Here is a 12,945-nt window from a genome sequence, read left to right as displayed (position 1 = left end):
CCCGGCAACCCACAAGGCACCAGCGGCTTCGGGGACTGGTCATCAGGCCAGCGCCTCGAAGCGCTGGATCTCTTCCGCAGGCAAACGACGGGTCTCACGAGCGACGTTGGCCTGCATGCTGACCCGGGCCACTTCGCGCAGGGCCTCATCGACGGCCTTGTGCTGGTGGGTACGGAACCACTCCAGCACCTCGGCCAGGTGCCAGAGTGCGGCGCGCCCTTCGTGCAGCGGCAGCGGAAAGGTCGCCAGGTGAGACTGCAGCAGCTTGCGCATATTCTGGCGGCTGAACGCAAATAACTCCGCGATATCCGTCACCCCTACCAAGTCGGGGCCGGCTTCGATCAGACGCGCCTCTGGTACGGCACGCTTCACATCCGCCATGGCGCTGATGATCGCCTCATGGGCCGAGACCGCTTCACGTGAAAACTCCAGAGCCAGGCGACCTTTCTGCCCCAGCCCGACCAGCGCATCGTCACAGCCCGTCTCAAAGAGGCGGGTTTCCAGCGTCTCCATGTCGAGCGCATCAGGGACGGCGAATTTGAGAGTGAAGTCGTAATGGGTCATGGTTTGTCGTCCTCCCTGGGAGGTGTATCACGATAGGTTGTCAGGTGACAACCTTATGCCGACCTGACAAAACGATGACAGCCACGACTGGCGTAAGAAATCGCCGAAATATCTGTAAGCCATATCTCAACCCCTCGCTCAGTCATGACCCGCCGCTCCAGGCGAATAATAATGAGTTTCAACATGGAGAAAGACCGAGGGATTGGGATGCACTCACCGAAGACTGACAAATACCTGTTTGCCACCCTGCTGCTGGCCGGCGGTTCGCCGGCCAGCGGCGAACCGCCGGCGCACTACCTGGAGCGCGCGGGTGCTGTGCTGATGGAAGCCCGGGGCGATACGCAGCACTACGAGAAGGCGCTGGCGATCTACGACGAGGGGCTGGCGCGCCACCCCGACCACACCGAACTGCGCACCAACCGCGTCAGCCTGCTTGCCAGTCTGGGCCGTTATGAAGCAGCCAAGCGCGACCTGGATGCGCTCGACGAAGAGGGATTGCACAAGGAGGGACTGCTGCTGCGCTGCATGCTGCACGAGCGCCTGGAGGGAGCCACGGACGATGCCGTGGCGTGCTATGCCAAGGTGGAGGCCGCCTACGTCATGGCCGGCGAGCCAGCTGACACGCCGAACGCCAACCACATCCTCGCGGCGCGCCTGGCCGGCTCGCCCGAAGCCGAGGCGCTGCTGCTGGAATGGCAGGATAGTGAGGAAGCCGGGCAGAACCCGATGTCGGGAGAGATGCTGGAGATGGAGCGTGAAGCGTTGATCCGGGTGTTTTTGCCGTAAGCTGCACGGTACAGGGTCACACCAAGCCAACGAGGCATTGAATGGCGAAGATCGAAAGCCCGTGCGTCTCGATATGCCAACTGAACGGGGATCTCTGCATCGGCTGCGGCCGCACGATGGAAGAGATACGCCACTGGAAAGCGATGAAACGGCCGGAGAAGATGAAAACGGTGAAGCGCGCCGATGAGCGCTTGAAGAAACTCACGCGCGATTGAGGCAGGTGAAGGTGGCACGGAAGAAAGTGGAACGGAAGAGAGTGAAGCGAAGAGCGTTACGGAGAGAGTGATCAGGATGGACGACTTGATCGAACGGGCGGCGCTGTTCAGCCGCGCCGCCCACCAGGCCGTGGGGCAGCGGCGCAAGTACACCGACGAGCCCTACTGGCGGCACCCGGCGGCCGTGGCAGAGAGGGTGTCGGCCGTGGAGTCGGCGACAGCGGAGATGATCGCCGCCGCCCACCTGCACGACGTGCTCGAGGATACCGCCGTGACGGCGCTGGACATCGAGGCGTGCTTCGGCGAGCGGGTGGCCGTTCTGGTCCTGGAGCTGACGGATCAATTCGTCGACCCGGAAATCGGCAACCGCGCTCACCGCAAGGCGCTGGAGCGCGACAGGCTGGCGCAGATCTCCCCCGAGGCGCAGACCATCAAGTACGCCGACCTGATCGACAACACCGGCAGCATCGTCGCGCGGGCCCCCGGCTTCGCCCGGGTCTACCTGGCCGAGAAACGCCAATTGCTGGAAGTGATGACAAGGGGTGACCAGGCGCTGAAGCGCCAGGCATGGAACGTATTAGTTGAAGGCGAGGCAAGGATTCGCGGCGCTGCGCGATAGCTAGCGGCAGCCGCCCGAGCCCATCGTTACCGCACAAGAGTAATCGAAAAAAATTACCGATCGGTAATTTTTCTGTAAATCGAACCTTGATTCCCACGAAAATTACCGATCGGTAATTTCCTTATTGCGAATCAGACAATCCCTGCCTAGAATTACCGAACGGTAATTACAAGCGGATTTGCCATGCCGACTTACGAGTTCACTGCTTCGCCTTCCTTTACCGTTCCTATTCGTCACAGCGAAGACCTCGGCAAGCTGGTGCGCCAGCGGCGCGCCGAACAGGGGCTGTTGCAGATCGACCTGGCCGGCCTCGCCGGCACCGGCAATCGCTTCATCGTCGACCTGGAGCGCGGCAAGCCGACACTGCAATTGCAGAAGGTGCTGGATGTACTCGACCTGATGGGGCTCGAGGTGGTGGTGCGGCGCAAGGGTGGCAACCGCCATGGCGAGTGACGATACCCTGGAGCTTTACCACGGCGACAGGCATGTCGGCCGGCTGCATGACGCACAACCGCTGCGCTTCGAGTATGCCTCCGCTTGGTTGGAGCACCCTGAAGCGGTGAGCCTTTCTCCTTCCCTACCCCTCTCGCAGCAGGTGCAAGTAGGCGATGCGGTGCTGGCCTATTTCGAAAACCTGCTGCCGGAAGGCGACCTGCGCCGTCACCTCGAGCTTCGCCACCACACCACGACCGTTTTCGGCCTGCTGAAGGCCATCGGCGGAGACACGGCCAGCGTCTTCACTCTGCTGCCGCCAGGAGAAACACCCGCTCCGCCGCACTATCGGCCCATCAGTTGGGAAGCGCTGGCGGAACACCTACGGCACAGAGAACGAGGGCCTCTGCTCTCGCAGCAGAGCGAAGAGGCGCGGATCTCGCTGGCCGGCGCCCAGGACAAGTTGCTGCTAATGGTGCAGGCAGACGGAAGCCCCGCCATCCCGGAAGGGTCGGCCCCTTCCAGCCATATCCTCAAGCCGGATATCCAGGGCTTGAGAGGTGTATGGGCCAGCGCCATCAACGAAACCTTCTGCATGCAGCTGGCCGCCGAACTCGGGCTCGACGTCGCCGAAGCCAGCTACCAGCCCGATACCCACGCCTGCCTCGTGCGCCGGTACGACCGGGCGCCCGACGAACAGGGCCGGCTGCGTCGCCTGCACCAGCTCGACTTCTGCCAGCTTGCCGGTACCCCCTCGCTGATCAAGTACGAAAGCGACGGCGGCCCCGGCCTGGCGCGCTGTCGTGAACTCATGCAGCAGGTGGGAGCACCGGCAAAGGACCTGCAGCGCCTGATCGCCTGGTGCTTCTTCAACCTGCTGATCGGCAACAACGACAGCCATGCCAAGAACCTTGCCATCCTCTACACCGAGGAAGGCCCCCGGCTGGCGCCGTTCTATGATCTGATGAGCACCACGCTCTATAGCGGCCTCGCACGCCGCTTCGCGTTTCGCATCAATGGTGAGGATCACCCCGGCAGCATCGAACGCTCACACCTGGAAGCGCTGGCACGCTCGATGCGCTTCCAGCCGCGCTACTTCGTCAAGCAAGGTCTCGAACTCGCCGAACGCATGCCGGCAGCCATCGACGCTACCCTCACCACCCTGAGCGCCGAGGCCCAGCAAGGCACTGAGCAAACGCTGCTGGAGAGGCTGCAGCAGCGCCTGTTGAGCAACTGCCGCAAGCTGCCGGAGCGGTGGGTCGTTGGGAGGTGACCCCACCAACGCAAGCACCTGCCACACCTTCCTTGATCAGACATAGCCAGGCCATGGCGAGCATCCGCTTCGGTATGGCGGGTGGCTAGCGCGCCTTCAGCAACGCATCGACCAGCTCGGCCAGGCTCGCCTCACAGCGTGCCTGCGGCGCCCGTGCCTCGTCCCCCGGGCGATACTTGCCTGAGCGAATCAGGCAGGCCTGCAGGCCAAGCTCCATGGCGGCGACCACGTCGCACTCCACATCATCGCCCACCATCAGCGCCTCGTCGGGCGTCATGCCGATCTCGTCGAGCACGGCATGAAAGAAGTCGCTCGCGGGTTTTCCCAGCACCTTTGCCTCGATGCCGGCGGCGTATTCCAGGGCGCGCACGAAGGGCCCCGCGTCCAGGTGCAGTGTGCCCGCCTGGCGAAAGTAGCGGTTGGCGCCCACGGCAAGCAGCGGCGCCCCCTCCAGCAGCAGCCGGAAGGCCTCGTCGAGGTGGGCATAGTCCAGGCGCTGCTCGGCATCGCCCAGCACCACCGCATTGGGCTCATCGCAGGGCAGGCCGGCAAACTCGGGCTCGAGCCGCTCATGGATCAGCAGGTAGGGACGAAGGCCACTGCGCTCGAGATAGCGACGGATGGCCCCCGGTGCGGTGAACACCTGCTCGGGCGCCGGGGCGAAGCCCAGTCGCTGCAGCTCGTCGCACACCGCGGCCGAGGTCTTGCGCGAGGTATTGGTCAGGAAGCGCAGCGCCAGGCCGCTGGACTGCAGCCGCGCCACCGCCTCCACGGCGCCGGGCAGGGCCTCGCCGTCCTCGCTCAGCACGCCACTGATGTCGAGCAAGACCGCCTTCAGCATCGGCGTCTCTCCTCGTCGCGTCTCAGCAGAATTGACTACATTGAGGCTAGGCTTCTGTCCGTAAACTGCCTACGCTCGCTGCCTTTTCAGACACAGCCTAGTCCGCGCAGCGCTGTCCATCCATGCCTGGCGGCCCCGTTCCGGTCAGTCTCGCGGGAGCGGAAGGGACTCGGTAGCCAGCGGCTCGCTGCCTGGCGGGTGTCCAGCGCAGGCCCAGAAGCCGAATTCGAAAATAATCCCATTCACCACGCTATTTACGGGCAAAGATTCCGCCTTATAATCAAAATATAGATCGATAATCTTAATTTTCAGCAGGTAGCAGATTTTCTGGGAAGTGCTGTTAAACTCCGCCCATGACAGGCTCTGCCCCGCGGCGGAGCCTTCCATTTTCCATCGGCAGGGAGACCTTCATGGCCCGCAAAATCATCGTTCTTGGTGCCGGCATGGTCGGCGTTTCCGTGGCCTGGCATCTGGTGCGTCGCGGCCATGACGTCACGCTGGTGGACCGCCGCGAGCCGGGGCTCGAGACCTCCTTCGGCAATGCCGGCATCATCCAGCGCGAGGCGGTGCGCCCCTACGCCTTCCCCCGCGATATCGCCACCCTGCTGCGGGTGGTGCCCAACCGCCAGGTGGACATCCGCTACCGCCCCACCGGCATGCTGAGCGCGGCGGGCCCGCTGCTGGACTACTGGCTGAACTCGAGCGGCAAGCGCTACGAGCGCATCGTGAACGAGTGGGCATCGCTGATCATGCGCTGCCAGGATGCCCACGCCCCGATGATCGAGGCCGCCGGCGCCGAGGCGCTGGTGCGCAAGGGCGGCTGGCTGGAGCTGTACCGCACCCAAAAGGAGTTGGAGGAGCGCCAGAAAGAAGCCCAGGAAAACCACGAGCGCTTCGGGGTGGAGTACGAGGTGCTGGACGCCGAGGCGCTCTACGCCAAGGAGCCGCATCTGGGCAAGGGGCTGATCGGGGCGATCCACTGGACGCAGCCCTGGATGGTCTCGGACCCGGGCGGCCTGGTGCAGGCCTATGCCCGCAACTTTACCGAACAGGGCGGCCAGGTGATGAAGGCCAGCGTCGAGGACGTGCGCCAGGTCGAGGGCGGCTGGCGAGTCGATACCAGCGAAGGCCCCCTGGAGGCAGAGGAAGTGGTGGTGGCCCTGGGCCCCTGGGCCGGAGAACTGCTGAGAAGGCTGGGCATGAAAGTGCCGCTGTTCGTGAAGCGCGGCTACCACATGCACTACTCCGCCGAAGGCGAAGCCAAGCTCAACCACTGGGTGATGGACGCCGAGAAGGGCTTCCTGCTCGAACCCATGCGCGCCGGCATTCGCCTGACCACCGGTGCCGAGCTGGCCGACCTGGAATCGCCGCCCCAGTACAAGCAGCTGGCCGCCGCCGAAAAGGTGGCACGCAAGCTGTTCCCGCTGGGCAAGCGCCGCGACAGCCAGCCCTGGAAAGGCGCCCGCCCCTGCCTGCCCGACATGAAGCCAGTGATCGGGCCCGCCCCCGGCAAGGCGGGGCTATGGCTCGCCTTCGGCCACGGCCATCAGGGCTTTACCCTCGGCCCGGCCACCGGCGAACTGCTCGCCCAGATGATGGATGGCGAAGCGCCCGCGGTGGATATGGCACCGTTCCGGGTTGATCGCTTCTGAAGCTGAGGTCACTATTCCACTACGAACGCGGGCGCCCTAGGGCGCCCGCTTTTTGTGGAGATTCACGTAACGGTTGTCTCGATGCAGGGATACCTACTCCCTAATCCCATCGCAGCGGCTGCTTACCATATCGACGACCACGAGGAGAAATGACATTTTCATCCAACAAGCTCACCGTATACTCGCCTTCATTTCCGCTTTTTTGCAGCAATTCATTAATGGCATTGTATGTCAAGATCTGCGGGAAGATTGGCGCTCGCTTAAGCTCGCCATTGCTTGACAGTGACGAGTAAGACCTTAAGGCATGGGATGAATGAGACCAAAGCTGAAAAACCTGATACAGTCAACAGTTATGTCGTCGGGGAGCACAGCAACAGGATGATCACTTTTGCGGACCTTTTCTGTGGGGGAGGGCTAGGCGGCCGAGGCGCTGTTACAGCTGGGGCCAAGCCCATTTTGGCAGTGGATGCCTGGGATATTGCTGCTGCCACGTACAAGAGCAACTTTCCCTGTGCTGAAGTGCTATGCGCTCCTATAGAGGAGCTCGACCCGCGAGCACTAGCCAAAAAACACCGGCCGGATGTGCTATTGACTTCTCCTGAGTGCACATCGCATTCCATTGCACGTGGAGCCAAGCCAGGTTGCGAACAGAGTAAGGAAACGGCCATTGGAATCATTCCATGGATTGAAGCAATGGAACCTCGCTGGCTAATTGTCGAAAACGTCAATCGCATGAAAAAATGGGGACGTCACAATGAGCTCGTGGAGACCATAGAGTCATATGGCTATAAAGTAAATGACCTTTTCCTAAATGCGGCAGACTTTGGAGTAGCTCAATCCAGAAAGCGAATGTTCCTGGTTTGCGACCGGCAGGGATCGAAAATCACCCGGGAAGATTTGATCTCATCGCATAAAAAAAATACTATGACCGCTCGCTCAGTTATTGATTGGTCTGGAAAGTACAATAGCCGTCCTCTTTACTCTGAAAGCAGAGCTAAGGCGACTATTGAGCGCGCAGAAAGAGCAATTTACGCCCTCGGCCGCGGAAAAGATTTTATTATTGTGTACTACGGTTCGGACTATGGTGGCGGCTGGCAATCAATAGACACTCCTTTACGCACAGTAACCACTCTTGATCGCTTCGGACTGGTGACGTGGACGAATGATGTACCATATCTACGCATGCTGCAACCACCAGAATTGCTAAAGGCAATGGGAGCTGGGACACAGCACCGACTGCCTTACGGAAACCGACGAGACAAAATAAAGCTATGTGGCAATGGGGTTTGTTCCTCTGTCATGGAGGCAATATTCAAAATGATAATCAGGGTAGAGAGCAAAGAAGTGAGGGCGGCTTCCTAAATGAAACTATCTGACATGGATCTTATCGTGGACCATATATACGGTGGCTCACGGAAGGGAAATGCATCAGACGATCCTCTACCGCAGCTGATTGGAGTGGATAATGGAGCTGGGTTTCGTCACCTGGGAAAACGCCCAGGCATAAATACGTTAAAATTACTGGCCCTGAAAGCTAATTTCAACGATCCTGATTGGCCGGACCATCTGGATACTGAAAGCGGTCTCTTCACTTACTATGGAGACAATAAGACCGTCCGGGGGATTCATGATACACCCAGACAAGGGAATCAGATGCTCCGAAATTTATTCGATGCCCGTCACTCTTCTACCTCTTTCGGTCATTTCCCTGTTATTTTGCTCTTTGGGGGAACAGGGCAATATCGCGATGTACGCTTTCTTGGGCTAGCTGTGCCAGGTGCCCAAAACTTAGGGCCGGACGACGATTTGGTTGCTATTTGGCGGGCAAAAGGGCCTGATAATGTTAGGTTCCAAAATTACAAGTCTGTCTTCACCATACTCAACGTGCCTGTAGTAACTAGAGAGTGGCTGAATGATGTCAAGGCCGGAAATGCGGCGTCTTCCCATCATGCACCCAAGCCCTGGCTTGAGTGGTTGTCAGGACGAAAATATTCACCGCTGTATGCACCTCACAGCATCGATATACGCAGCAAAGAACAGCAACTTCCCCAAGCCGAAGAGGATCGAAAAATTCTATCTCTAGTCCACAACAAATACAGAGAGAATCCATTTGGATTCGAAGCGGCAGCAGTAGAAATCGCCCGACTGTTCATGCCTGACATTGGTACGTGTGAGATCACCCGACCATGGCGTGACGGTGGCCGGGATGCTGTCGGCGCATACCGAATAGGAACTGGCCGAAGCGCTATCGAAGTCGAATTTGCGCTGGAAGCTAAATGTTACACTCCCTGGGGAAAGGGAGTTGGAGTTAAAGAACTTTCCAGACTTTTGTCACGATTGCGACACAGACAGTTCGGGATTCTTGTCACCACTTCACACCTTGCCCCTCAGGCTTATACTGAGCTAAAGGAAGACAAACACCCGGTTGTTGTTATTTCCGGCGGCGATATTGCTAGCACTCTAAAGAAGCAAGTCGGGCCATTTGAGCTTATCGACAAGTGGCTTAATAGTCTTTAAACTAAAAATCGCCTCCTTGCTTTTTCAGGACCGCAACAACGCAACCGACAGCACTTTCCAGAGACTCTTTTATTTCATGCTCCCAAATTCGCACAACCTTCCACCCTTCAGATCTTAGAACCTCATTGTTTCGCTGGTCCCGTGCGACGTTACCATTGATTTTATCAAGCCAAAATTGAGCCCGGGTTTTCGGCTGTACAAAATGATCAGGGCATTTGTGCCAGAAGCAACCGTCGATAAAAACTACAGTCCTCAGTGAAATGAAAACCAAGTCTGGCTTGCCCGGCAATCGGTTCCTTATCCGATATCTATAGCCAAGCCCCCACAGGGCCTTCCGAAGAGCTACTTCCGGCTTGGTATTCTTACCTTTAATCTGCGACATGCAGTAAGAACGTTGCTCGGGGGTCAATACATCTCCGACCATAATTTATTCCGGAGAAAATTCCTGGTCAATCTTTTCCCAAATGGAATCAAATTCATAATCCGGGGTACCGATCCTCCCGTAATAGTTGGAGAATAACTGAAGAACCTCTTCCCGATATGGATTGTCCAGTGAGCAAACAACCTCATAATGATCTGAATTAACCTTAGGAAGGTTCAGCAGCTGCTGAAAATCTACAATACAGTTCGGGAGAAAAAAAGTTCCTGGCAGGAACCTGAAACGATTACCTTTATTGTTCTTCACAAGATTTTTAACTGCCCCACTCGCATTAGATAATTCTTGCTTATTCCTCTTCGTCTGCTGGCTCTGTTCAAGAGCATTAAATTCCCTGGCCTTTTCCTTCCAGGTTTTGTATAACTCATGTTCAGTTAATGGAACAACCCTCGCTAGCAGAACATTTTCTGCTTTATCTTGCTCAAAATCGCAGGCCGGCGTGAGGACCATCCATAACGCGTCATCTTCTTTTCTGCGGTATATATCTGCTGGGCTACAGTTATCTGGATCAGCTGGGAACAAATACATTTCAAGTGGATCAATCATGCTGGTGTCGTTTCCAAGCAGCTCCTTAACGCTTCTCTGGGAAAGATTCTTAGCAAGATTTCGGGCTGTCAGGAGCGCAATATCTGATGTTACAGTATCATCCGCCACCTGTTTAAGAAGCTCTTCGAGATTATCCCAAATATAAGCCCTGCTTTGCTCTTCAATATATTGTGCTAAGTGCGGCAAACCAGTTTTCAGTATTGCATTAACTTCAGACCTTACCTCTTCTGGAGGGGCACCCTTATCAACCACTTTTACAATATGGCTCTTCAGGTGGCTGACTTTTGCTGGGAATCCGGTGTAGAAAATTACAGGGACAAAACGGGATGATTTCAGAGTAGCCAGTAGTTGCTCACCACGTTGGTCAGAGTGATCAAGATGGTCGGACGGATCAGGATCATTACTGTCCTCATGCACATCAAGAAAAATCAGATCAAACCTATTGCTCCCAATTAGTGCCATGCCTTCATCGAAGGTCGTTGCAGCGGTAAACTCAAAGGTATTTTCTCCCATTCGGCTCGACAGTATTCCTTTAAGCCCCTCGTGCATCTCAGGATCGTCATCAACTGAAAGCACTTTCCATTCAGAACGCACCATTATCTAAACCCTTTTCTTCAATATGATTCTAAAAACTGCCCCGCCGGATTTTCCTGTATCCAGAAGCTCTACACTGCCATTATAGTAATCATGAACAATCTCCCCAACCAAACAGAGCCCTAGACCATGTCCTTCTGTTTTTCTGGAAAAATAAGGTTCAAATATTTGATCTTTGTACTTAGGATCAACTCCAGGTCCTGTATCAGAAAAAATAATTTCAAGCGAACCAGAAGATTTCCTATCCACCATCACCCGAATGTTACGCTCCGCTTCCGATACCGATTTTAGCCAGTATAAACTATTGGTAATAAGGTTGGTAAATATTTCGGAAAGCTCTGTTGTATCAATACTAACGAGAGTTTCTGACTCCGGAAGATCAACATTAACTGAAGCGTCTTTTATCTCTTTATCATACAACTGGAAAATATCTCTAATCAGTTCTTCAATATAATATTTCTTTGGCCTTCCACGTTTTCGACCTCCAAAAGGTTCTGCCCGTCTGAAAACATCTCTCAGAATCGAAGACTGCCCCACGATTTTTCCATAGCTTTTCTCGAAGTCCTTAAATCGGGGGAAATCAGGGTAGTCTTCCAGAAGGTCTTCCGCCATCTCCCTGCCCAAACCTGCTTCTGTCTGAATTTTTGCCAGTGGCTGACGTCCTTCGTGAAGAATTTTGTCGACTATGCCACCCAAAGTAGCCAGCGCATGGTATTGAGACAAAACTCCTTGCAATTTCTTGATCTGATTCTTCCAATCAACCTGGGCTTTATTAATTAGATCCAAAGTTTCTTTTTTTCCTGCATCCCCACGATTTAAAGCATCAGCAATTTTGTTGAAGTCGGGTGGGTCAAACAATCCCTTTTGCTCGTCTGAATCTCTATTTTCGGGTTTTTTTCGCTTTGCTGCATATCTCAGATTTTCCGTTTCGTTTAGCACAAACTTCATAATACTCTGGAGGTCGGCATATGCCGCATTATTATCAAGCCCTTCTCTGTTGCTACGATCATGTAAACCAGGGTTCATGTCGGCAGTAATAGTGATATACCCGGTAATCTGGTTGTTTGAAAGCCGTTTTGTCGGAGCCTGAACACGCCGTATGTCCAATCTGAGCCAATCATTGTCAGGTTCGCCATACGGTAGTACCCTGAAGCCATCCCGGTAGATATTAATCCCGGCTATTGCATCTAGGTCTTTTCTGATACTCCTGATACCGCCCCCAACTTTCTGGTTCACATTTTCCAGTTCGTCGCGATCCCAAATGCGCAACTCAAAAGTGAAGGGGCCACACTCCACCCCTTTTTGATTAGGCGAAGCTTTCTTGAGCTCCGGCTTTTGCTTGGCCGGATACAACACCCATTCGTTGTCAGAAAAAACTTTGTAGAAATATCCAACAAAATCATATGGATGGCTTTCCTCTTCAATCTGGACTATAAACGAATACTCGCCATCGGCCTTTACTTCACCTTTGACGACATAATGCGGGTACTTTATTATATTTGGAGGTGTAATCCTGGAATTAAACTCACTACGCTCATCCGGAAGATTAAGAAAGATGTTAAAGTCACTCCTTGAGTAGAAGGGAGACAGCAGTCTAGACAGCCCGCGCTGCAAATTCTCCAGGTCATGCTTCTCCCATGTGTGCTTCAGTCTGTTCATTCTTAATACTGTTCCATGGCAAGGAACTTGGTATTTCTTTTCCGAAAATTCTTTCAGCCGCCAATTAGGAACTATTTCGGTAGCCGTTTGATTGTCCGCCAGAAAAAGTATTTCGTCGAGAAATCGTTCGTCATCATCAAACTGCGTCCAGTCGAAAACTGCATACGATTCAGTATCAACTTGGTCGCTGGTCCGTGTAAACAGTTCCAGTTCCTGCGCGATCCTTGCCGTAGCAAACCGGCCAATGCCTTTTTCCCCAAGCACTCGCCTGCGTCCGCTCTTACTCTCCTTGTTATGCTTCTTGGTTGATGTGGCGATGATCATCCAGGAATTACGGATAGTGTCCATGTCCATTCCATGACCATCATCTATCACTTCAATAGCCCCTCCGCCCTCTTTCAGGTCACCGGAAAAAGAGATCAGGACGTTTTCAGCATCAGCGTCGTATGCATTCTTGACAAGTTCTATTAGCGCAACCGTCTCGCTGCTAATCAGTTCTTCGCCCAAAGTCTTGAGTATCCGGGCTTTTGGTCGTAGAGAAAATGACTCATCAACATTATAAGTGTTCTTTTGTGTTTCCCTTTCTGGATCATTCATCGCGTCTCACCTGATAATAAACATTTTAAGCCTATTGAAATTGCTTAGGGCCGCGTCATTCCACTCAAAAAAATTCATTAGCCGCTGACAATGGCAGCCATGCAAGCATGGGAGTTGCGAATTTAGGAAAATAGGTAGATTATATAAAGAACAACAACCTATACCGGAAATATTTTATAGCAATTCCGCCAAACTCTTATTCCAAAGTAGCCTT

General features: G+C 54.9%; 13 protein-coding genes. 8 read left to right on the top strand and 5 right to left on the bottom strand.

Annotated features, from left to right (window positions below; genetic code table 11):
- Nucleotides 1-42: 42 nt before the first annotated feature.
- A complete protein-coding gene (locus DIS04_RS06720; protein WP_111413010.1) occupies nt 43-564 on the bottom strand; it encodes a helix-turn-helix transcriptional regulator in 522 nt (173 codons plus the stop codon).
- Nucleotides 565-771: 207 nt separating this feature from the next.
- Between DIS04_RS06720 and DIS04_RS06715 the strand changes: the two genes are divergently transcribed.
- From DIS04_RS06715 to DIS04_RS06695, 5 genes are all read left to right on the top strand, one after another.
- The gene (locus tag DIS04_RS06715) at nt 772-1,350 is read left to right on the top strand and encodes a tetratricopeptide repeat protein (protein ID WP_111413009.1); all 579 of its coding nucleotides are present in this window, start codon (nt 772-774) and stop codon (nt 1,348-1,350) included.
- A 41-nt stretch (nt 1,351-1,391) separates the two neighbouring features.
- Entirely contained in the window at nt 1,392-1,565 is a 174-nt protein-coding gene (locus DIS04_RS06710; RefSeq protein WP_111413008.1) for a DUF1289 domain-containing protein, read from the top strand.
- Between the two features lie 76 nt (nt 1,566-1,641).
- Nucleotides 1,642-2,184: an HD domain-containing protein gene (locus tag DIS04_RS06705; RefSeq protein ID WP_111413007.1), complete on the top strand. Its 543-nt coding sequence runs from the start codon at nt 1,642-1,644 to the stop codon at nt 2,182-2,184.
- 183 nt (nt 2,185-2,367) lie between these two features.
- Nucleotides 2,368-2,637 carry a helix-turn-helix transcriptional regulator gene (locus DIS04_RS06700; RefSeq protein WP_111413006.1) on the top strand — a complete coding sequence of 90 codons (270 nt, stop codon included), beginning with the start codon at nt 2,368-2,370 and terminating at the stop codon, nt 2,635-2,637.
- Complete coding sequence (locus DIS04_RS06695; RefSeq protein WP_111413005.1) at nt 2,627-3,889, top strand: type II toxin-antitoxin system HipA family toxin; 1,263 nt, start codon at nt 2,627-2,629, stop codon at nt 3,887-3,889. Before DIS04_RS06700 ends, DIS04_RS06695 begins: the two co-directional genes overlap by 11 nt.
- A gap of 85 nt (nt 3,890-3,974) precedes the next feature.
- Here the strand turns inward: DIS04_RS06695 and DIS04_RS06690 are convergent, their stop codons facing one another.
- On the bottom strand, nt 3,975-4,730 hold the full coding sequence (locus tag DIS04_RS06690; RefSeq protein WP_111413004.1) for a TIGR01458 family HAD-type hydrolase: 756 nt from the start codon (nt 4,728-4,730) through the stop codon (nt 3,975-3,977).
- Between the two features lie 410 nt (nt 4,731-5,140).
- Here DIS04_RS06690 and DIS04_RS06680 point away from each other — a divergent pair, with 410 nt between their 5' ends.
- From DIS04_RS06680 to DIS04_RS06670, 3 genes are all read left to right on the top strand, one after another.
- Nucleotides 5,141-6,382 (top strand): NAD(P)/FAD-dependent oxidoreductase, encoded by a 1,242-nt coding sequence (locus DIS04_RS06680; protein WP_111413002.1) that lies wholly within the window; start codon nt 5,141-5,143, stop codon nt 6,380-6,382.
- A gap of 309 nt (nt 6,383-6,691) precedes the next feature.
- The gene (locus tag DIS04_RS06675; protein ID WP_245904507.1) at nt 6,692-7,744 is read left to right on the top strand and encodes a DNA cytosine methyltransferase; all 1,053 of its coding nucleotides are present in this window, start codon (nt 6,692-6,694) and stop codon (nt 7,742-7,744) included.
- 15 nt (nt 7,745-7,759) lie between these two features.
- The gene (locus tag DIS04_RS06670; protein ID WP_218938132.1) at nt 7,760-8,899 is read left to right on the top strand and encodes a restriction endonuclease; all 1,140 of its coding nucleotides are present in this window, start codon (nt 7,760-7,762) and stop codon (nt 8,897-8,899) included.
- 1 nt (nt 8,900) lies between these two features.
- On the opposite strand, the gene DIS04_RS06665 is transcribed toward DIS04_RS06670, so the two are convergent.
- From DIS04_RS06665 to DIS04_RS06655, 3 genes are read right to left on the bottom strand one after another with little or no spacing between them, the layout of a single operon-like run.
- Entirely contained in the window at nt 8,901-9,323 is a 423-nt protein-coding gene (locus DIS04_RS06665) for a DNA mismatch endonuclease Vsr (RefSeq protein ID WP_111412999.1), read from the bottom strand.
- A 3-nt stretch (nt 9,324-9,326) separates the two neighbouring features.
- Complete coding sequence (locus tag DIS04_RS06660) at nt 9,327-10,478, bottom strand: response regulator (RefSeq protein ID WP_111412998.1); 1,152 nt, start codon at nt 10,476-10,478, stop codon at nt 9,327-9,329.
- Between the two features lie 3 nt (nt 10,479-10,481).
- A complete protein-coding gene (locus DIS04_RS06655; RefSeq protein ID WP_111412997.1) occupies nt 10,482-12,731 on the bottom strand; it encodes an ATP-binding protein in 2,250 nt (749 codons plus the stop codon).
- Between the last annotated feature and the right edge of the window lie 214 nt (nt 12,732-12,945).

The sequence above is a fragment of the Billgrantia lactosivorans genome (assembly GCF_003254665.1).
GTDB lineage: Bacteria > Pseudomonadota > Gammaproteobacteria > Pseudomonadales > Halomonadaceae > Halomonas > Halomonas lactosivorans.
The sequence above is the reverse complement of the archived record's forward strand: the minus strand, read 5'-3'. Positions and strand labels throughout refer to the sequence as shown.